At 62.2% G+C, this 21,754-nt stretch carries 13 protein-coding genes; 12 read left to right on the plus strand and 1 reads right to left on the minus strand.

The window, feature by feature from the left end; all coding sequences use genetic code 11:
• Nucleotides 1–10: 10 nt before the first annotated feature.
• From lpdA to ACSOSP_RS34580, 10 genes are all read left to right on the plus strand, one after another.
• The gene (gene lpdA, locus ACSOSP_RS34535; RefSeq protein ID WP_455315140.1) at nt 11–1,768 is read left to right on the plus strand and encodes a dihydrolipoyl dehydrogenase; all 1,758 of its coding nucleotides are present in this window, start codon (nt 11–13) and stop codon (nt 1,766–1,768) included.
• Between the two features lie 53 nt (nt 1,769–1,821).
• Nucleotides 1,822–4,104: an NADP-dependent malic enzyme gene (locus ACSOSP_RS34540; protein WP_455315141.1), complete on the plus strand. Its 2,283-nt coding sequence runs from the start codon at nt 1,822–1,824 to the stop codon at nt 4,102–4,104.
• A 109-nt stretch (nt 4,105–4,213) separates the two neighbouring features.
• Complete coding sequence (locus ACSOSP_RS34545) at nt 4,214–5,557, plus strand: dicarboxylate/amino acid:cation symporter (protein WP_455315142.1); 1,344 nt, start codon at nt 4,214–4,216, stop codon at nt 5,555–5,557.
• A gap of 60 nt (nt 5,558–5,617) precedes the next feature.
• Nucleotides 5,618–6,952 carry an NAD(P)/FAD-dependent oxidoreductase gene (locus tag ACSOSP_RS34550; protein ID WP_455315143.1) on the plus strand — a complete coding sequence of 445 codons (1,335 nt, stop codon included), beginning with the start codon at nt 5,618–5,620 and terminating at the stop codon, nt 6,950–6,952.
• A 92-nt stretch (nt 6,953–7,044) separates the two neighbouring features.
• Nucleotides 7,045–8,226 (plus strand): acetyl-CoA C-acetyltransferase, encoded by a 1,182-nt coding sequence (locus ACSOSP_RS34555; protein WP_455315144.1) that lies wholly within the window; start codon nt 7,045–7,047, stop codon nt 8,224–8,226.
• Nucleotides 8,227–8,291: 65 nt separating this feature from the next.
• Entirely contained in the window at nt 8,292–9,038 is a 747-nt protein-coding gene (gene phbB / locus ACSOSP_RS34560; RefSeq protein WP_455315145.1) for an acetoacetyl-CoA reductase, read from the plus strand.
• Nucleotides 9,039–9,229: 191 nt separating this feature from the next.
• On the plus strand, nt 9,230–9,415 hold the full coding sequence (locus tag ACSOSP_RS34565; protein ID WP_455315415.1) for a hypothetical protein: 186 nt from the start codon (nt 9,230–9,232) through the stop codon (nt 9,413–9,415).
• A complete protein-coding gene (locus ACSOSP_RS34570) occupies nt 9,349–11,067 on the plus strand; it encodes a PHA/PHB synthase family protein (protein ID WP_455315146.1) in 1,719 nt (572 codons plus the stop codon). Before ACSOSP_RS34565 ends, ACSOSP_RS34570 begins: the two co-directional genes overlap by 67 nt.
• 401 nt (nt 11,068–11,468) lie before the next feature.
• On the plus strand, nt 11,469–13,352 hold the full coding sequence (locus ACSOSP_RS34575) for a sensor histidine kinase (protein WP_455315147.1): 1,884 nt from the start codon (nt 11,469–11,471) through the stop codon (nt 13,350–13,352).
• Nucleotides 13,345–14,703, plus strand: coding sequence for a sigma-54-dependent transcriptional regulator (locus ACSOSP_RS34580; RefSeq protein WP_455315148.1), 1,359 nt, complete (start codon nt 13,345–13,347; stop codon nt 14,701–14,703). Before ACSOSP_RS34575 ends, ACSOSP_RS34580 begins: the two co-directional genes overlap by 8 nt.
• A gap of 136 nt (nt 14,704–14,839) precedes the next feature.
• On the opposite strand, the gene ACSOSP_RS34585 is transcribed toward ACSOSP_RS34580, so the two are convergent.
• Nucleotides 14,840–16,519 carry a methyl-accepting chemotaxis protein gene (locus tag ACSOSP_RS34585; RefSeq protein WP_455315149.1) on the minus strand — a complete coding sequence of 560 codons (1,680 nt, stop codon included), beginning with the start codon at nt 16,517–16,519 and terminating at the stop codon, nt 14,840–14,842.
• Nucleotides 16,520–17,167: 648 nt separating this feature from the next.
• Between ACSOSP_RS34585 and ACSOSP_RS34590 the strand changes: the two genes are divergently transcribed.
• Nucleotides 17,168–18,283, plus strand: a complete 1,116-nt coding sequence (locus ACSOSP_RS34590; protein WP_455315416.1) for a substrate-binding domain-containing protein — start codon at nt 17,168–17,170, stop codon at nt 18,281–18,283.
• 2 nt (nt 18,284–18,285) lie between these two features.
• Entirely contained in the window at nt 18,286–21,663 is a 3,378-nt protein-coding gene (locus tag ACSOSP_RS34595; protein ID WP_455315150.1) for an EAL domain-containing protein, read from the plus strand.
• Nucleotides 21,664–21,754 lie beyond the last annotated feature (91 nt).

Here is a 21,754-nt window from a genome sequence, read left to right on the forward strand (position 1 = left end):
ATGTGTCGCAATGGCCAATCTTGTGGACGTAAAAGTACCCGACATCGGCGACTTCAAGGATGTCGCCGTGATCGAGGTGATGGTCAAGGTTGGCGAGGTGATCGCCGTCGACACCGGTTTGATCATGGTCGAGTCCGACAAAGCCTCCATGGAAATTCCATCGAGTCAGGCTGGCTTGGTCAAGGAGATCAAGGTCAAGGTCAATGATCAGGTAAGCGAAGGATCAGTGATCCTGGTGGTTGAGGCTAGTGAGGCCGCCAAGGCCGCTGCCGCCCCGCCGGCGCAGCCCGCGGTCGCAGCACCGGCCACCGCCCCTACCCCCGCGCCGGTGGCGGCAAGCTACGGCGGCAAAGCCGATGTCGAATGCGAGGTGCTCGTGCTGGGTGCGGGCCCGGGAGGATATTCTGCCGCTTTCCGAAGCGCCGACCTCGGGATGAAGACCGTGTTGGTCGAGCGCTATCCGACCCTGGGCGGCGTGTGCCTGAACGTGGGTTGCATCCCGTCGAAGGCGCTGCTGCATACCGCGTCGGTGATCGACGAGGTCAGTCATCTGCCAGACCACGGCGTGCGCTACGGGCCGCCCGAGATCGATCTCGACAAGCTGCGTGCGTTCAAGGACGGCGTGGTCGGCAAGCTCACCGGCGGCCTCGCCGGCATGGCACGGGCACGCAAGGTCGAGGTCGTTACCGGCGTCGGCAGCTTTGTCGATGCGCACCACATCGAGGTGGCGACAGCGGACGGCGGCAAGCGTGTCGTGAAGTTCGCCAAGGCGATCATCGCCGCGGGGTCGCAAGCGGTGAAGCTGCCCTTCATGCCCGAGGACGAGCGCGTTGTCGACTCAACCGGCGCACTGAAACTCAAGTCGATCCCGAAGCGGATGCTGGTGGTTGGCGGCGGCATCATCGGACTGGAAATGGCGACGGTCTACTCGACGCTCGGCACACGTATTGATGTAGTCGAGATGCTCGACGGCCTGATGCAAGGCGCCGACCGCGACCTCGTCAAGGTGTGGGACAAGATGAACGCTCATCGCTTCGACCACGTGATGCTGAAGACCCGGGCCGTGGGCGCGAAGGCGACGGACGCGGGTATCGAAGTCAGCTTCGAGGGGGAGAAGGCGCATGCTGAGCCGCAGGTCTACGACCTGGTGCTGGTCGCAGTCGGCCGCAGCCCGAACGGCAAGAGGATCGATGCCGACAAGGCCGGCGTCGCAGTAACGGAGCGCGGTTTCATCAACGTCGACAAGCAGATGCGCACCAACGTGCCGCACATCTTCGCGATCGGTGACATCGTCGGTGAGCCCATGCTTGCGCACAAAGCGGTGCACGAAGCCCATGTAGCGGCCGAGGCCGCGCATGGTGAGTCGTCCTATTTCGACGCACGCCAGATCCCCTCAGTGGCCTATACCGACCCCGAGGTGGCCTGGGCCGGCAAGACCGAAGAACAATGCAAGGCCGAGGGCATCAAGATTGGCCGCGCGGTGTTCCCGTGGGCCGCGTCGGGACGTGCAATTGCGAACGGCCGCGATGAAGGCTTCACCAAGCTGATCTTCGACGAAGCCACGCATCGCGTGATCGGCGGCGGGATTGTCGGCACCCATGCGGGCGATCTGATCAGCGAGGTGTGCTTAGCGATTGAAATGGGCTGTGAACCTGCTGACATCGGCAAGACGATCCATCCGCACCCGACGCTGGGCGAGTCGATCGGCATGGCCGCCGAGGTCTTCGAAGGTCACTGCACCGACCTGCCACCGCAGAAGAAGAAATAGACGCGCCTTCGCTCCACCACGCTGCCTCAATAAATTCCTGGAGACAAGACACCATGACGGACACCCTGCGCGAAGCAGCGCTCGACTATCACCGCTACCCGACACCGGGCAAGATTTCCGTCACGCCGACCAAGGCCATGGCCACCCAGCGCGACCTGGGTCTTGCCTACTCGCCGGGCGTGGCTGAAGCGTGTCTTGCCATCGTCGAGGATCCGCGTGAGGCGGGCAACCTGACCGCGCGCAATAACCTGGTCGCCGTGGTGACCAACGGCACCGCGGTGCTGGGTCTGGGCAACATCGGCGCGCTTGCGGGCAAGCCGGTGATGGAAGGCAAGGCGTGCCTCTTCAAGAAGTTCGCGGGCATCGACGTATTCGACATCGAACTCGACGAGGCCGACCCCGACAAGCTGATCGACACCATCGCGCGCATGGAGCCGACCTTCGGCGGCATCAACCTGGAGGACATCAAGGCGCCCGAATGTTTCTACATCGAGAAGAAGCTGCGCGAGCGCATGAAGATCCCGGTCTTCCACGATGACCAGCATGGCACCGCGATCGTAGCCGCGGCGGCCATCCTGAATGCACTCCGCCTGGTCGGCAAGGACATCACGGAGGTCACGCTGGTGGCATCCGGCGCGGGCGCGGCAGCCCTTGCGTGCCTGGACCTGATCGTCAGCCTCGGGCTGCCCATGCACAAGATCTTCGTATCCGACAGCAACGGTGTCGTCTACGTTGGACGCAAGGAGCAGATGGACCCCAACAAGGCGCGCTATGCGCAGGACACGCCGGCGCGCAAGCTCGGCGAGATCATCGAAGGGGCCGACATCTTCCTGGGCCTGTCTGCGGGCGGCGTGCTCACGGCCGACATGGTCAAGCGCATGGCGCGCGCCCCGATCATCCTGGCGATGGCCAACCCGAATCCGGAGATCATGCCCGAAGACGCGCTGGCAGTGCGCCCCGACGCAGTCATCGGCACGGGCCGCTCCGACTACCCTAACCAGGTCAATAACGTCCTGTGCTTCCCGTTCATCTTCCGTGGCGCGCTCGATGTGGGCGCGACCACGATCAACGAAGCGATGAAACTGGCGACGGTGCGCGCGATCGCCGAGCTGGCGCACGCCGAGATCCCGGAGGTGGTGGCGCAAGCCTATGGCGCGGCCGGCCTGCGCTTCGGCGCGCAATACCTGATCCCGAAGCCGTTCGATCCGCGCCTGATCGAAGTGGTGGCGCCTGCAGTCGCACAAGCGGCAATGGACAGCGGCGTCGCTACACGCCCTATTGAAGACATGGCGGCCTACCGGCAGCGCCTGGGCCAGTTTGTCTACCACTCCGGCAACGCGATGCAGCCGGTGTTCGCCGCCGCCAAGCTCAACGCGAAGCGCGTGCTTTTCGCCGAGGGCGAGGACGAACGCGTGCTGCGCGCCGCCCAGGTAGCGGTCGATGAAGGGATCGCCCGGCCGCTGCTCGTGGGCCGCCCGGCGACGCTCGCCGAACGCATCGAGCAATACGGCTTGCGGTTACGTCCGGGAGTCGACTACGAGTGTGTCGACCCGCTCGACCCTGAGATCTATGGCGACGCGGCCGAGGCTTACTACCAGCTCGCCCGCCGCCGCGGCGTATCACGCGTGCAGGCTCAAGCCGAGATGCGCAGCCGCGGCACGCTGCTAGGCGCAATGATGCTGCGCGAAGGCCGCGCCGACGCCATGCTGTGCGGCACGGTCGGGCGCTACCAGGATCACCTCGCCCATGTGCGCGATGTCATCGGGCTCAAGCACGGCAGCCAGACTTTCGCGGCCATGCAGATGCTGATGCTCCCGGGTCGCCAGCTCTTCATCTGCGACACCCATGTGAATCACGATCCGAGCGCCGCGCAGCTTGCCGAGATCACGTTACTTGCAGCCGAGGAAGTGCGCCGCTTCGGGATCACGCCGAGCGTGGCGCTGCTGTCGCATTCAAGCTTCGGCAGTTCGGACGCCCAAAGCGCGGTCAAGATGCGCGAAGCGCTGGCGCTGGTCAAGGCGCTCGATCCGCAACTCGCGGTGGATGGCGAGATGCGCGGCGACGCGGCGTTGTCGCGCAGCATCCTCGAACACGAGTTTCCGGATTCGAGCTTAAGCGAAGAAGCCAACGTGCTCGTCATGCCCAACGTCGATGCGGCCAACATCTCCTACAACCTGCTGCGGCTCGCGGCAGGCGGCGGCATCACCGTGGGCGGCATCCTGCTCGGCGCAGCACTGCCGGTGCATATCCTCATGCCGTCGTCGACCGTGCGCCGCATCGTCAACATGACCGCGCTCGCAACCGTCGATGCCGGCTCGCACCGGAGCGCCGAATGATCACCACGAACCAGACCACGCGCAGTTTCATCGACACATAGAGCGGCAGGCGCGAGCCGCGGGCATCTGAACGCCTGGAACACCCCACAAGCATGGACGGAGACACCCCATGGACCACGATCCCAAAAGCCGGCCGCTCTACAAGTCGCTGTATTTCCAGGTCATCACGGCGATCCTCATCGGGGTGCTGGTGGGCCATTTCTTCCCGCACACCGGCACCGCGATGAAACCGCTCGGCGACGGTTTCATCAGGCTCATCAAGATGATCATCGCACCGATCATCTTCTGCACCGTCGTGGTCGGCATAGCCGGCATGGAGGACATGAAGAAGGTCGGCAAGACGGGCGGCCTGGCGTTGATGTACTTCGAGATCGTCAGCGCCGTCGCGCTGGTGGTCGGGCTCGTGATCATCAACGTCCTGAAGCCCGGCGCGGGCATGAATATCGATGCAGGCTCGCTCGACCCCAAGGCCATCGCCGCCTACACCGCGCCCGGCAAGATGCAGGGCACGGTCGATTTCTTCTTCAACATCATTCCCAGCACGGTCGTGGACGCCTTCGCCAAAGGCGAGATCCTGCAAGTCCTGCTCTTCTCCGTGATGTTCGGCTTCGCGCTGCATAAGTTCGGCGGTCGCGGCACCTTGATATTCGACATCATCGAGAAGGGCTCGCATGTGCTGTTCGCAATCGTCGGCATGATCATGCGAGTCGCTCCGATCGGCGCGTTCGGCGCGATGGCGTTCACTATCGGCGAGTACGGGCTGGGTTCGCTGCTCTCGCTCGGCAAGCTGATGGCGACGTTCTACGCCACTTGCCTCTTCTTCATCTTCGTCGTCCTTGGGACCATCGCCCGGTTGCACGGTTTCTCGATCTGGAAGTTCGTCCGCTACATCAAGGAAGAACTGCTGATCGTGTTCGGCACCAGTTCGTCGGAAGCGGCGTTGCCGCGCATGATGGTCAAGATGGAAAACCTCGGGGTGCGCAAGTCGGTGGTCGGCCTGGTGATCCCCACCGGCTACTCGTTCAACCTGGACGGCACCTCGATCTACCTCACGATGGCCGCCGTGTTCATCGCCCAGGCGACCAACACGCCGATGACGCTGGTCCAGCAGATCACGCTGCTGGGTGTCCTGATGCTCACCTCCAAAGGCGCGGCCGGGGTGACCGGCAGCGGGTTCATCGTGCTGGCGGCCACGCTTTCGGCCGTGGGCGGCGTGCCGGTCGCGGGGCTGGCGCTGATCCTGGGCATCGACCGCTTCATGTCCGAGGCGCGCGCGCTGACGAACCTGATCGGCAACGGGGTGGCGACGGTGGTCGTCGGGAAGTGGCTCGGCGACCTGGATGTCGACCGGCTGCATCAACAACTCGACAACAAATCCGGGACTGCCACCGAGGAGCCCGAAGCGGTACTCGACGCTGTCGAAGAACACATGCCGGTGGCCTCGAAACACTGAGTAGCTTATTTTGGTAGCTAACCTAAGCATTCGATGAGAACACCGGACCGGGACACAACCATGAACACCGCAACGGATCACCCGCGCCACCGCATCGTGATTGTCGGCGGCGGTGCGGGCGGGCTCGAACTGGCGACGCGGCTGGGCAACACGCTCGGCCGGCGCAGGCAAGCCGAGATCACGCTGATCGAAAAGAAGCGCACCCATGTGTGGAAACCCAAGCTGCATGAGATCGCCGCCGGCAGCATGGACATGAGCGCTCATGAGGTGGGCTACCTCGCGCAGTCGCACTGGCATCACTTTCGCTATCGCGTAGGCGAGATGACGGGTCTCGACCGGGAACGGCGCGAAGTGCTGGTGGCGGCGCATGTCGACGACGAGGGCCTGCTGGTCACGCCACAGCGCGCATTCGGTTACGACACCCTGGTGATGGCGGTGGGCAGCCAGAGCAACGACTTCGGCACGCCGGGCGTGCGCGAATACGCGATGCGGCTGGAGTCCTCCGTCGACGCGCTGCGTTTCCATTCGCGCATGGTCAATGCCTGCATCCGCGCGCATGCGCAAACCGCGCCGCTGCGGCCCGAACAGTTGCAGGTGGTCATCATCGGTGCGGGAGCCACGGGCGTCGAGCTGGCGGCCGAACTGCATCGCACCACGCGTGAAGTGGTGGCCTTCGGCCTGGATCGCGTCGATCCCAACAAAGACATCCGCGTGACGGTCGTCGAGGCCGCGCCGCGTGTACTGCCTGCTTTGCCGCCGCGTTTGTCTCAAGCGACCGAGACCCTGCTGGGCAAGCTCGGCGTGGAGGTACGGATAAATGCTAAGGTTGCCGAAGTATTAGCGGATGGCGTGCGCCTGGCCGACGGCCATTTCCTGCCGGCCGAACTCGTGGTCTGGGCAGCCGGCGTCAAGGCGCCGGACTTCCTGAAGGACATGGCCGGCCTCGAGACGAACCGGGTCAACCAGCTGGTGGTGAGGCCAACATTGCAGGTCACCCGCGACGACGACATCTTCGCCATCGGCGACTGCGCAGCCTGTGCGTGGCCGCAAGCCGGCGAAGGCGTCCTCGTGCCGCCACGCGCCCAGGCGGCGCACCAGCAAGCTTCCCATCTGATGCAGCAGATCAGGCGGCGGATGGCCGGCAAACCGCTCAAGGACTACCGCTATCGGGATTTTGGCTCGCTGGTGTCGCTGGGCGAGTTCAGCACCGTCGGCAACATGATGGGCGGATTGATCGGCGGCAACCTGATGATCGAAGGCCTGTTCGCGCGCGGGATGTACCTGTCACTCTACAAGATGCACGAACTGGCGTTGCACGGCTTCCCCAAGGTGGCGCTCGACACCCTGGCACGACTGATCGTGCGGCGCACCGAGCCTCACGTGAAGCTGCATTGACGTCGGCGCCGTGCTTGCAAACATGGCCACGACATACGCAGCGGCACAGACCATTTTTTGATCTTTGCATCATCCACTGAGAAGGAGTGAACATGTCCGATATCGTCATCGTCGCCGCCGCCCGCACCGCCGTGGGCAAGTTCGGCGGCACGCTCGCCAAGACCTCCGCGGTCGATCTTGGCGCCCATGTCGTCAAGGGCCTGCTGGCGCAAGCCGGCGTACCGGCCGACGCGGTCAGCGAAGTCATCATGGGCCAGGTGTTGACCGCCGGTGCAGGCCAGAACCCCGCGCGCCAGACCGTCATCAAGGCCGGGTTGCCGCAAAGCGTTCCGGGGATGACCATCAACAAGGTATGCGGTTCGGGCCTCAAGGCCGTCATGCTCGCGGCGCAAGCGGTCAAGTGTGGCGACGCGGAAATCGTCGTTGCCGGCGGCCAGGAAAACATGAGCGCCGCACCGCACGTGCTGCCCGGTTCACGCGACGGCTTTCGCATGGGCGACGCGAAGCTGATCGACAGCATGATCGTCGACGGCCTGTGGGACGTCTTCAATCAGTACCACATGGGCATCACGGCCGAGAACGTGGCGAAGCAGTACGGCATCACGCGCGACCTGCAGGATGCGCTCGCGCTCGCCTCGCAGCAGAAGGCGGCAGCAGCCCAGGACGCCGGCCGGTTCGCCGACGAGATCCTGCCGTTTTCCATCGCGCAGAAAAAAGGCGATCCAATCGTCTTTGCCGCCGACGAGTTCGTCAACCGCAAGACGAGCGCCGACGTGCTCGCCGGTTTGCGTCCGGCCTTCGACAAAGCGGGATCAGTGACAGCGGGCAATGCATCGGGCCTCAACGACGGCGCCGCCGCCGTGCTGGTGATGAGCGCAGAGCGCGCCGCGGCGCTTGGCCTGCGTCCGCTGGCTGTGATCCGCGCGTATGCATCCGCGGGACTGGACCCGACCATCATGGGCATGGGTCCGGTGCCGGCTTCGCGATTGTGCCTGCAGCGCGCAGGCTGGTCGGCGCAAGACCTGGACTTGATGGAGATCAACGAAGCCTTCGCCGCACAGGCCTGCGCGGTGAACAAGGAAATGGACTGGGACACGAGCAAGATCAACGTCAATGGCGGCGCCATTGCCATCGGCCACCCGATCGGCGCGTCCGGCTGCCGGATCCTCGTGACGCTGCTGCATGAAATGAAGCGCCGCGGCGCGAACAAGGGGCTGGCGTCGCTGTGCATCGGCGGCGGCATGGGCGTGGCGCTGGCCGTCGAACGTGCGTGAATGCACGTGAATGTGCCTGACGTGCGTGAGCACAACTGAACGTAACACCAACAAGGAGACGGAACATGACACAAGCACGCGTGGTACTGGTAACGGGAGGCATGGGCGGCCTCGGTGAAACGATTTCCACCAAGATGGTCGATGCCGGCTACAAGGTGGCCGTGACCTACTCGCCCGGCAATAACCGCCACGGCGAATGGGTGGCGCAGATGAAGGAGAACGGCTACGACATTCTCGCCGTGCCCTGCGACGTGACCGACATCGACTCCTGCGCGAGCGCTGTCGCTCGCGTGCGCGACGAGCTCGGAGCCGTCGACGTACTGGTCAACAACGCCGGCATCACCCGCGACATGACCTTCAAGAAGATGGACAAGGTCAACTGGGACGCGGTGCTGCGCACCAACCTCGACAGCCTGTTCAACATGACCAAGCAGGTCGCCGACGGCATGGTCGAGCGCAACTGGGGCCGCGTCATCAACGTGTCTTCCGTCAACGGCTCCAAAGGCGCATTCGGCCAGACCAATTACTCGGCAGCCAAGTCCGGGGTACACGGTTTCACGAAAGCACTGGCGCTCGAAGTGGCCCGCAAGGGAGTCACCGTCAACACCATCTCACCGGGTTACATCGGCACGAAGATGGTGACGGCCATTCCGCAGGAAATCCTGGACTCCAAGATCCTGCCGAACATTCCGGTCGGCCGGCTCGGCAAACCCGAGGAAGTCGCCGGGCTGATCATTTACCTGGCCTCCGAGGAGGCCGCCTTCGTGACCGGCGCCAACATCGCCATCAACGGCGGTCAGCATATGCAGTGACCAACGCCACTCTCTAGGGGAGCACCGGGATGCGGCTGCGGCCGGCCGCCATGCGCGGCGGCCGCAGTGAGCAGGTCCGCTCACCGCAGAAGATATTCAAAGTCACGGCGCAAAACTATACTGAAACATGGCGCGGCTATCTTATGTGGCTTACGTAGCACTTCACCTGGATCCCCGGTCCAGGGCTGGCGCTGGCTTTCGCCATCATCAACGCGTTATGGCTGGAGTCTTCATACGCGTTCGGACAGATCGACGAAGACACTACCCGCGAGCGCTTCGAATCTTCAGCGCCAAACCTACAGGAGACAGCATGGCTTCGCCGTTCAACATGCCGGACGAGTTCGTCCAGGGCTTTTTCAAATCGGCACAGACGCTGATGCAGGCATTCCCAGGCGTGCCCGGTGATTCATCCGCCAAAGCCGCCCAGCCGCCGGCCCTCGCGCTTGCGCAGGCGCAGGCCCACTACTGGCAGCAGCAGATGGCGTTGTATCTGGGCCTGGTTGCAAGCGCCACCGGCAGCGCTGCGGAGCCGGCGGTCCTTCCCGAGCGCGGCGACCGCCGCTTCAATGCGACCGCCTGGCGGGACAATCCCTGGTACAGCCTGCTCAAGCAGTCTTATCTGCTCAACGCGCGCCTGCTTGACGACATGGTCGAAGCGGCCGGTATCGAGGAGAAGGAAAAGCACAAGCTGCGCTTCTACGTGCGCCAGTTCATCGACTCGATGAGCCCGGCCAACTTCGCGGCGACCAACCCCGAGGTCATGACGGCCGCGCTCGAATCGAAGGGAGAAAGCGTCAGGGCCGGCTTTGCCAACCTGATCGAAGACCTGAAGCGCGGCCGCATTTCCATCACCGATGAAAGCGCGTTCGAAGTGGGCCGTAATGTTGCTGTCTCCAAAGGCTCGGTCGTGTTCGAGAACGAGCTGTTCCAGCTGATCCAGTACGCGCCGCTGACCGAAGAGGTCTCCACGCGGCCGCTCGTGATCGTGCCGCCGTGCATCAACAAGTTCTACATCCTCGATCTTCAACCGGAAAACTCGTTCGTGCGCTTCGCGAGCGAACAGGGCCAGACTGTGTTCCTGGTGTCATGGCGCAACCCCGGCGCCGAGCTGGCGCACATCACCTGGGACGACTACGTTGAAAAAGGCGCAATGAAAGCGCTCGAGGTCGGCCTCGCGATCAGCGGCGCCGATAAAGTCAACGCGGTCGGCTGGTGCGTGGGCGGCACGATCCTGTCATCAGCCATTGCGGTGCTGCGCTCGCGCGGCGACGAGTCAGTCGCGAGCCTCACGCTTCTCACGACCATGCTGGATTTCGGCGACCCGGGCGACCTGGGCGTGTTCATCGATGAACAAGGGGTGTCGCAGCGCGAACAGTCCATCGGTCGCGGTGGCATCTACCCGGGCCAGGAACTCGGTTTCGTATTCCAGACGCTGCGCGCCAACGACCTGATATGGCCTTACGTCGTCAACAACTACCTCAAGGGTGGCGCGCCGCAGGCGTTCGACCTGCTGTACTGGAATGCGGACGGCACCAACCTGCCCGGGCCGATGTACGCCTGGTACCTGCGCAACATGTACCTCGAGAACAACCTGTGCAAGCCGGCGCGCCTCACGATGTGCGGCACGCCGGTGGACCTGGGCCGCATCGACATGCCGAGCTATGTGCTCGCCACGCTGGAGGACCACATCGTGCCGTGGAAAGGCGCGTATCGCACGACGCAACTGGTCGGCGGCGGGAAGACTCAGTTCGTGCTCGGCGCGAGCGGTCATATTGCGGGCGTGATCAACCCCGCATCGAAGAACAAGCGCAGCTTCTGGACCGATGGCGAACTGGGCGGTGACCCGCAAGCCTGGCTTTCGTCCGCAAAGTCGAACCCAGGCAGCTGGTGGACACACTGGATGGAGTGGCTAAAACCGCAAGCCGGCAAGGCGAAAGCTGCTCCCAAGCGACTCGGCAATGCGAAGTACAAGCCGATCGAGCCCGCGCCCGGCCGCTACGTCAGGAAGACCAGCGCAGAGCAGGTGTAAACCCTCCATCAGCCCACGGCGAACGTCGGTATAAAAGAGCGAATGAATGGCGTATTTCAGGGGAATTCCCGGGGTAGTCCGGCGTGCGTGCATTGATATCATCTAAGCACTATGGCTGGAAGCGCCATACGCGCTCGGCGATCTCGGCGATCTCGGCGACGAGCAGGCTGACGGGCGCTTCAAATCGCGGTCAGGTGCCGCCCAGGCATCCGCAACCGCGCTCAGGCCTCCATTCCAAGGGTCACGCGCCGAGTTGCATGCGGCGCCAGGCCCAAGAGGAGACACAACATGACCCGGTCGACGTTCAAGGCTGCGCTGCGGCTCGCGCACACTATCAGACACGGGTTCCGGGTCACCCGCCTGTGCTTCATCGGCCTGTGACCCATCGGCCTGCGAATCAAGTGCAGATACCGCGAAGCCATCCGAGGACCAGCGTCAGGCGCGCGCTGGCCGTGTGCGCGGCGCTTGTTCTCATCGTGGTCGCGGCGCTGATCGGACATGCAGTGGCCATGCAATCCGAGCTGGACAACCTGCGCGACGCAGCCCAGCACCGTCTCGACATGGTGGGCGCAGGACTCCAGGGCGATCTCAAGCGTCTGGATTACCTGCCGTCGCTGCTGGAGATGACGCCCAGCGTGTTCGCGCTGCTCGATGCCCCCGGCGACCCGACCCTGCGCGACGAGGTCGATCGTTATCTGCAGGGAGTCAGCGCAACCGCAGGCGCGACCAGCCTCTATGTTCTGAACCGGGCGGGCGTAGGCATCGCGGCCTCCGACTGGAACCAGCCGGGTACGCCGGTCGGCGCGGATCTCTCGTTCCGGCCCTATGTGAGGGAAGCGCTGGCGCATGGACGCGGCAGTTTCTATGGCATGGGCTTCACCAGCAAGCGCGCCGGATATTACCTGTCCTATGCCCTCTTCCATGAAGGCCAGTTGCGCGGCATCGCCACCGTCAAGGTCAACCTGGAAGACGCCGCGCTCGAATGGAGAAAACTTCCTGGCAATGTGATGCTGGTCGACGAACGCGACGTGGTGATCCTGTCATCGCGCGATGAGTGGAAATTCCGGCCGCTCGCGCCGTTGACGCAGCAAGCGTTCGCGGATATCGCCAGTACGCGCCCCTACGGCGATGCCGCGCTGACGCCGCTCGACTGGCGTGTGACCGAGCGCCTTGACGCGGGCGCCTCACTGGTTCGTTTGAACGGCAGCCCTTATTTGGCTACGACGCGGCCCTTGACTCAGCAGGCCGGCTGGCATCTGGTCGTGCTCGACAACGTGGCGCCCGTACGTACGAGTGCCTGGGTGCTGGGCATCACCGCCGGGCTGGGCACCGCGGTAATGCTGTTGCTCGCGACGGTGTTCGCGCAACGCCAGCGCGCACTGCGCCAAAAGCTCGCGGGCCAGGCCGCGCTGCAAGCCGCCCACGACAGCCTCGAGGCGAAGATTGTCGATCGCACGGCCGAGTTGCGCAGCGCGGTCGCCCAACTCGGCGAGGAGGTGGAGGTGCGCAAGGCCGTCGAGGCGGACCTGCGGGTCATGCAGGGAGAGCTGGTGCATACCGGCAAGATGGCGGCGCTGGGCCAGATGTCGGCCGGCATGGTGCACGAGCTGAATCAGCCGCTGGCCGCCTTGCGCACGCTCTCGGACAACGCCTGCGTGCTGCTGGAAAAGGATCGGCTAAGCGATGTGCGCGGCAACCTGCAGCGCATCGCGTATCTTGTGGATCGACTCGGTCGCCTGACCTATCAGCTCAAAGCCTTTGCGCACAAGACAAGTCCCACGCGCGTACCCGTGCCATTGCAGCAGATGATCGCCAACGCGCAGTTCCTGGTGGCCGAACGCCTGCGTGACAACCACGTGGAACTGGTCGTGCAGGTGGAGCCCGCGGGCCTCGCTGCGCTCGCGGAGGAGGCTCGGCTCGAGCAGGTGCTGGTCAACCTGCTGGGCAACGCCATTGACGCCATGGCGGCCTCGCCGCAGCGCCGCTTGCGCGTCGCCGCGAGCGTGGCCGACGCGGCCGGGGAGCGCTGCGTCATCCAGGTCACCGACACCGGTCCCGGCATACGCGCCGACATCCTGCCGCGCCTGTTCGAGCCCTTCACCACCAGCAAACCGGCCGGCGCCGGACTGGGGTTGGGCCTGATGATCTCGGCGCACATCGTGCGCGAGCTGGGCGGCAGCCTGCGCGCCCAGAATATTGAAGGAGGCGGCATCGATGGAGGCGGCGCCTGTTTCGTGATCGAACTGCCGCTTGCGGCCACACTGAAGGTTGAAGCTAATGAGTGACCAACAAGCCATCCGCGTGATCTTCGTCGAGGACGAGCCCGATGTACGCATGGGCAGTACGCAGGCTTTGGAGCTGGCCGGACTCGAGGTCGACGGCTTTGGCAGCGTCGAGGAGGCCCGTTCGCACATCAAGCCCGGCGTGCCGGCTGTCGTGCTATGCGATGTCAAGCTGCCCGGCATGCCGGGCACCCAGTGGCTCAACGAGATCCGCACCATCGATCCCGATCTGCCGGTGATCCTGGTCACCGGCCATGGCGACATTGCGATGGCCGTGCAGGCCATGCGCCAGGGTGCTTACGATTTCATCGAAAAGCCTTTTCCCTCCGAACATCTGGTCGCCGTCGTTCGCCGCGCGGCCGAGAAACGTTATCTGACGCTGCAGGTGCAGGCGCTGCGCGAGCGGATCGAGAACGCTCACGGCATCCAGGCGATGATGCTCGGACGCTCGGCGCAGATGCAGCACGTGCGCGAAACGGTCCTGACGTTGGCGGGCACCTCCGCCGACGTCGTGATCTACGGCGAGACCGGCACCGGCAAGGACCTGGTGGCGCGTTGCCTCCACGATCACAGCGACCGGCGCCACGCCAACTACGTGCCGCTGAACTGCGGAGGCTTGTCCGAGGCGCTGGCGGAGAGCGAATTGTTCGGCCACGAAGTGGGCTCGTTCACCGGCGCCTCGCGCGTGCGCATCGGCAAATTCGAGCATGCGCACGGAGGCACACTGTTTCTCGACGAAATAGAGAGCATGCCGATGGCCGTGCAGATCAAGTTCCTGCGGGCCCTGCAGGAACGAAGTATCGAGCGGATAGGATCGAACAAGGCGATCCACGTCGATTGCCGCGTGATCGCCGCCGCGAAGGACGACCTGAAGGTGCTGAGCGACCAGCAGAAATTCCGCTCGGACCTGTATTACCGCATCGGCGTGGCCTTCATCGAATTGCCGCCCTTGCGCGAGCGGCGGGAGGATATCCCGCTGCTGTTCGAGCACTTCACGCTGTTGGCCGCGAGCCGCCATCAACGCACGGCCCCTTTGCTCAACCGGTCTCAACTAGCCGAACTGATGGCCCATGCGTGGCCCGGCAATGTGCGCGAACTGCGCAATGTGGCCGACCGTTTCGTGCTGGGCCTGTTCCGCGATAGTCTCACCTCGGCGACAGGCGGCCACGACATGCTGACCGGCTTGCCGCAACAGGTCGAGCACTTCGAGCGCACCATGATCACCGAAGAACTGAGACGCCATCACGGTGATGTGCTGCGTACGGCCACGACGCTTGGGCTGCCCAAGCAAACCCTGTACGACAAGCTTCGCAAGCTACGGATTTCCACCGATGAGTTCAGGAAAGACAGCTGAAGCGCTCGGAACCCTCGTAGATGAGGGGGCGCCGCGGTCCGGTTTTGGTCATCAACTCCGCCGCGTGCGCAATATGGGCCGGGTGCAAAACCCGGTCGCAAAACCCGGGTTCAAACCGCCCGCGCACGCGGCCGTCTCAAGCGTGGATTTTCCCGGCAAGAGCGAGGCGTGCAGGTGCTGCGGGCCGTTTGAGCGCGCTCGGTGGGGCCGGGCGTTTGGCTGGCGCCGTGCTTGCCGGTGCGCTCGGAGCGCGCCCGGGTGACGCTGCTGCGTCAAGACGAAAGAAGGAAATCGATTCGTTCAACCGCCGTCCCTGATCTTCCAGGGATTGCGAGGCAGCCGCCGCTTCTTCCACGAGCGCTGCATTTTGTTGCGTCACTTCGTCCATCTGCGTGATGGCCTGATTGACCTGCTCGATGCCACGGCTTTGTTCCCCGGAGGCAGCCGCGATCTCTTGCATGATGTCGGTGACGCGTGCGACCGCCTTCGTGACTTCCGCCATCGTCTCGCCGGCGTCCCCGGCCAGCACGGAACCATCCCGGACCTTTTGCCCCGATGTCGCGATCAAGTCCTTGATTTCCTTTGCCGCGCTCGACGAACGTTGCGCCAGGCTGCGCACTTCGCTCGCCACGACGGCGAAACCCCGTCCCTGCTCACCGGCGCGTGCCGCTTCTACCGCTGCATTCAACGCCAGGATGTTGGTTTGAAAAGCGATCCCTTCGATAAGCCCGGTGATATCAGCAATCTTGGTCGAGCTTTGGCTGATGTCCTCCATCGTCGATACGACCTGCATGACGACTGCGTGGCCTTTTTGCGCCACGCTCGAAGCGGTGGCCGCCAGCCCGCTCGCTTGTTGCGCGCTGTCGGAATTCTGCTTCACGGTTGATGTCAGCTCTTCCATGCTGGCTGCCGTTTCTTCCAGCGATGCCGCTTGCTCTTCGGTGCGCGAGGACAAATCCACGTTGCCCGCCGCGATCTGGCTCGACCCGCTTGCAATGCTTTCAGCGGCAATGCGGACCTGACCGATCAGCTTGACCAGACTGCCTTGCATCTCACCCATCGAAGCCAGCACGCTCCCGGCTGGCGCCTCGTGCGCGCCCGGCACAGGGCTCAAGTCGCCGCTGGCGACGCGCTGCGTCACCTCGCTCAAGACATCGGGCTCGGCCCCCAAGGCACGCATCAACGTGCGCAGCAGCAGGACGCCCAAACCCGCGCTCAGCAGCACCGCAATCACAATGCACGAAAGCATCAGCGAGAATGCGCTCGAGCTGGCTGCATTGTTCGTTTCGTGTAGATCGTGGCTGAGCTTCTCGTTGTACACGTTATGACTATCGAACGCCGCCTTGAGCGCTTTGGCCGCTTCGAACTGTGTGCCTCCATTCGCAAGCATGGACTTCGCACCATCCTGGTCGCCTGCCTTGATCTTGTCGAAGAAACCTTGCCGGACCGACTGATAAGCTGCGAATGCCGCCTTGTCTGCCTGCAGGAATTTCCGGTCGGTTTCGTCCGCGATGTCGTCGCGCTCATAGGTCGCGAGATGCCGGTCGACACTCTTGTCCATCTCGGCTATTTCCTGCGCTGTCGCCGCGCGCCTGGCGTCATCCGCAGCTACCAGATATCCATAAGCCAGGCGGCGCAGATTGCTGACGTTATCCTTGGCGTCGGTGAGCTCCTTGGTGCTGGGAATAATATTGGTCTGGACAAGCTCGAAGCGCTGCTGCGCCTGACCGAGCCGCCAAAGACCGAAGCCGCCCACCACAATCAAGGCGAGAAGTGCGACACCCAGCGTAAGTATGAGCCGTTTTCTGATAGTCATAAGGGATCCGAAATTGTTGAATGTTCAATGGCGGCCATTGTCTGGACACCCTTTCTGTTTACTGCTTGCTGCAATGAATATTGGTAAAAGATACTTAAATAAAAATCGCGCGATGCTAATAAGCGTTAATCTCAGCTTGCCGGATATCAGCCTATTGCTGCTTTGGCGCTCTTAAGCGTTTCCGGTATAACTCTTCCTGGGTATCCTTGTATTAACGACGGCAAATGGAAATGCCGCAGGCGTACCAAGGGTTTTCATTTGCAATAGACCGATAATCTCCAGCGGCGTCCGCAGAGCCCCGTCAGCAAATTCGATTCGAAAGTGGTTCTAAGGTAAATGCCGGCGATGCCGTAAACACGATTAGCGGATGTTGGAATTCTTGATCTGATCCTGGCGCTTCGCGGCGCAAAGCCAGCTTGTATCGGTCAATTCGAATGCCCGGCTGATATCGATTAAGTCTTTCAGGAGTAGTTTTCTCGAATAAGAAGCCTGGAGCCGCCCCCGCGGTCGGCGACCTGATAGGTGAAGCAAGCTAAAGGTGGTTTGATGCCATTTGAACCAGCATGCAGAAATATCGATGGGTTGATATCGTTTCGAAGCCTGCTCAACCGCGTTCGACGCAGTCTGACTCTTCTGAGCGTCCTTGCAATCGCAGGCATTTTCCTGCTCGTGTGCGACCCGCAGCTTGCCCGGAGTACGCCGCCGGCGCCTGCTGGGCAAGCCGTTTCCGCCACGCCCTTATCCTTCGCCCAAACGCAGCAGATCATCGCCAAAGCGACGTTGCACGGCGTCAAGTGGGCCGGGCCTGAATCGGGGCCGGCCGCTCAGTCGGGAAAGCGCATTGCTTTCATCGCGGAAGATTTGCGCAATGGCGGGATCATCGGGGTCGCCCAGGGGGTGCGCGAGGCTGTACTGACAATGGGCTGGACGCTCAAGATATTCGATGCAGGCGGTACGTCAGCAGGCCGCCTGATGGCGTTCGAACGAGCCATGGCTTCCAACCCGGACGGGCTCATTCTGTGCGGCGCCGACGCGCAGAACAGCAACGCGGAGCTGGCACGGTTCGCAAGCCGGGGAATTCCGATCGTTGCGTGGCATGCCGGGTCAATGCCGGGTGCTATAGCCGGCACCCCCGTCGCAATGAATGTGACGACAGACCCGGTGGAGGTCGCTCGCGTAACTGCCTTGGGGGCGGTGGCTCAGTCAAACGGTCATGCAGGTGTCGTAATCTTGACGGATTCCAGATTTGAAATCGCGGTGACCAAATCGAACGCCATGACGGCCGTTATTCACGCCTGTAAAGGATGCACCTTGCTTGAGGTGCGCGACGTCGCCATTTCGGAAAGCGGAGAAAAGGTGCCGGCGATCACAAAGGAATTACTTGCGCGATACGGGAAGCGCTGGACAGTCGCGCTTGCCATCAACGATATTTATTTCGATTATGCCGCGCCGCAGTTGACCAAGGCGGGCGTGCCCAGCAGCGCGCTAAGTTTGTTGTCGGCCGGGGACGGAAGCGCCACCGCATTTCTACGTATTCAGGCAAAGACTTACCAGACTGCTACCGTGGCCGAGCCGCTGAACCAGCAAGGGTGGCAATTGGTGGATGAGTTGAACCGCCTGTTTTCAGGCCGGCCCGTGAGCGGCTTCGTGGCGCCGGTTCACCTTGTGAACGCCGACAATATCGCATTCGATGGCGGCAACCGCTTGCAGTACGATCCTGAGAATGGCTATAGGGACATTTACCGGCGCATATGGAAACGTTAGGGATGGCCTCGACTGAAAGGGTCGCAAGCATGCTCCGCCGCGTGATACCAAGATCGCTGCGCGGCCAGTTCGCCCTCGCACTTTCAGTGCTGGCGCTGTTGATCCTTGCGGGCGCCATGACGGCTGTCTACACGCTGCGTTCGTCTAACCGCATTGCGCGCCAGCTGACAGAAGAACGGCTTGTGCGCATGCAGGACGTACAGGACCTCCTCGAGCATACGGTCCTCATAGAACGCTCGACCTATCAGTTGCTCAACACGGAATCGCTCGAAGCGGTGCATTCGAATTACGCCGATATCGTCGAGCAGTTGAACACGCTCGATCGGCTGGTGGGGCGCGTAGGTGCATCAAGCGTTGATTTGGGCGTGCTCGACTTGCAGCAGTCGAGCCAGTTGTTTCGGAGTACCGCCAATATTGTGGCGCAACTGCGTGAGAGCACCTTGAGAACCGAGGTCATCTTTACGCAGACGCTGAAGGCTCGCATTGCGAGCCTTCAGGCGGCCCACTCGCGAAAGGCTTATGCAATGGCGAATGTGCTCTACCGTCTCGACAGCGCAAACCGCATGGAGGATGTGAAGCAACTGCAGCGGCAGTTCGAGACGGAGCTCAGGACGGCAGGCAGTTTGCCTGAACCGTTGCGAGCCGAACTGGATGGTCTGCTTTCAACACGCGCCGACGGTATTGACCCCGATCCGCAAGATCCGTTCTCACTGCGTATGAAGCTCGTCAACGAGTACGAAGTGCTGCTGCGATTTCACGACGAACTGCAGACGCAATCGATCGCACTGGCTTTAGCCGCCCGCCGGCAATCGAGCTCCTTTACGCTGGACTACCGGGAGGCCGTGCAGGGGCTTGCCGACATTTCGGATCGCAATCAACGCTGGGTGCTGGCCATACTCGCCTGCAGCCTGACGTTGGCATGGTTGATCGCGTACTTGTTCATGGGGCGGCATGTACTTGCGCGCCTGCGCGGCATCAGCTGGCATCTTCGTCAGGAGTCGGAAGAAAATGCGACTGTGGCGGAGCAGTTGAACGGCGTCGATGAAATAGACGAGATGGCGAACGCGGTCGAGCAATTGCTGAAGGACCGCAATCAGCTCAAGCAGAGAACGACTGAGTTAAGCGTTATCAAGGAAAGGCTCGGCACACAGAATACTCACTTGCAGCATGAGGCAATCGTTCGCTCGGAAGCAGAGCAGGAAATTGTGGCGTTGATGACGGAACAGAAGATCATTCTCGACAACATTGGCGTTGGCATTGCCTTTCTCGTGGATCGTCGCATTGTCCGGTGCAACCATTCGTTTGCCACCATGTTCGGCTATGAAGTCGATGATCTGACGGGCGTGTCGACCGATCGATTGCATCCGTCGAACAAGCACTATCTGGAGAACGGCGATTCGGCTTATGCGGCGATCGAACTCGAAGGCGTGCATGCCGGCGACATACAACTCAAGCGCCGGGATGGGACGGTCTTCTGGGTTGAGCGAACCCTGATCTCGGTCGATCGACCCAACTTGTCCAAAGGCGCGATCTGGGTGGTGCACGATATCGATCAACGCAAGAGGGCCGGGGTCCTGCGCGAAGAACAAGGCAGGGTCCTGGAGATGATCGCGATGAGCACGCCGCTCAATAAGGTCCTGGATAGCCTGGCGCGGCTTGTCGAAGCGCAATTGACCGGGATGGCTGCGTCCATTCTGCTTCTCGACGTGGATGGCGTACATATGCGCCATGGTGCGGCGCCCAGCCTTCCAGACGCTTATGTGCAGATCCTTGACGGCGCCTCGGTCGGCCCGAATGTCGGGTCTTGCGGTACGGCAATATATAGAGGCGAGCCCGTCATTGTTGCCGATATTTCGCAGGATCCGCTTTGGGAGGATTACCGGACCCTGGCTGATACTTATGGGTTCCGTGCGTGCTGGTCGACACCCATTCTGTCGCATCACGGCAAGGTCATGGGGACGTTCGCGTTGTATGCCAAGGAAGTGCGCCAGCCGGCCCCAATCGAGACCCAGATGATTGATATCGCCACTCGCATTGCGGGCATCGCGATAGAGCGTAAAAACACCGAAGACAGCATTCGGCACATGGCGCTTCATGATGCGCTCACTGGCTTGCCCAACCGCGTATTGCTGGAAGAGCGGATCCAGCAAGCCTTGCTTCATAGCGATCGCGACGGTCGCTGGGTAGCGGTCGTGTTTCTCGATCTCGACCAGTTCAAGCTCATCAATGACAGCCTGGGCCATAGCGCTGGTGACGAACTGCTTAAAACGGTGGCGGACCGGATGGTGCAGTGTGTGCGCAGTATCGACACGGTCGCGCGCCTGGGTGGCGATGAATTCGTGATCGTTCTGTTCGATGCGCCTGACAACATGGACGGCATCGCGCACACGTTGCAGAGGATCCAGCACGCAATCGCGCAGCCCCTTCAGATCGGTGCTCAGAAACTCCAGGTGACGTGCAGCATGGGGGTATCGACATACCCTGAAAACGGGACCGACATCGATACCTTGCTGATGAATGCGGATGCCGCGATGTATTCCGCCAAGGACATGGGGCGAAACAACTATCAGTTCTACGCGAGCGAGATGAATGCGAAGGTGCAGGAAAAGCTCGTGCTGCAGGATGGATTGCGCAGAGCCATTGAGCACAGTGAGTTCCTGTTGCTGTATCAGCCTCAGATCGATCTGCTCTCTGGCCAGATCATTGGCGTGGAAGCATTGATACGTTGGCAGCATCCCGAGCTTGGCGTGATTTCGCCGAACAGGTTCATTCCGCTAGCCGAAGAAACCGGGTTGATCGTGCCTATCGGCGAATGGGTGCTTCGGACGGCGTGTATGCAGAATAAGGCCTGGCAGGACGCGGGGTTGCCGCTGATCCGCTTGTCGGTCAATGTATCCGCGCGCCAGTTCGCCGAAAAAAACCTGATTCATCGTGTCGCCAGAGCCCTGGCCGATAGCGGTCTGGATGCCTGCTATCTGGAGTTGGAACTGACGGAAAGTCTCATCATGCAGGATGTGCCGCAGGCGATTGTAAAGATGGAGGCGCTGCAGACCATGGGCGTTCAGATGTCCATTGACGATTTCGGAACAGGGTACTCCAGCCTCAGCGCGTTGAAGCAATTTCCTGTGTGTCGGCTCAAGATCGATCAATCCTTCATTCGTGACGTTCCAGCAAGCCCGGACGACAAGGCGATTGCGATGGCCGTCATATCGCTGGGGCATATGCTGAACCTGAAGGTCATGGCAGAAGGGGTTGAGACTGAACAGCAACTGGATTTCCTGCGCGAGCACGAATGCGATGAAGCGCAGGGGTATCTTTTTAGTCGGCCTGTTTCGGCTGGTGAGATTGTGACGCTGCTGCGCCAGGCTGTTTGGAATTAAGGGGCGACGTAGATAGCAGCATGGCTGCCCCGAGGTACTTGATTCGAGAGGGCAGTGACCATGGACCTGCATGTCGTACCCAATGATTTCC

Source organism: Caballeronia sp. KNU42, assembly GCF_053760385.1.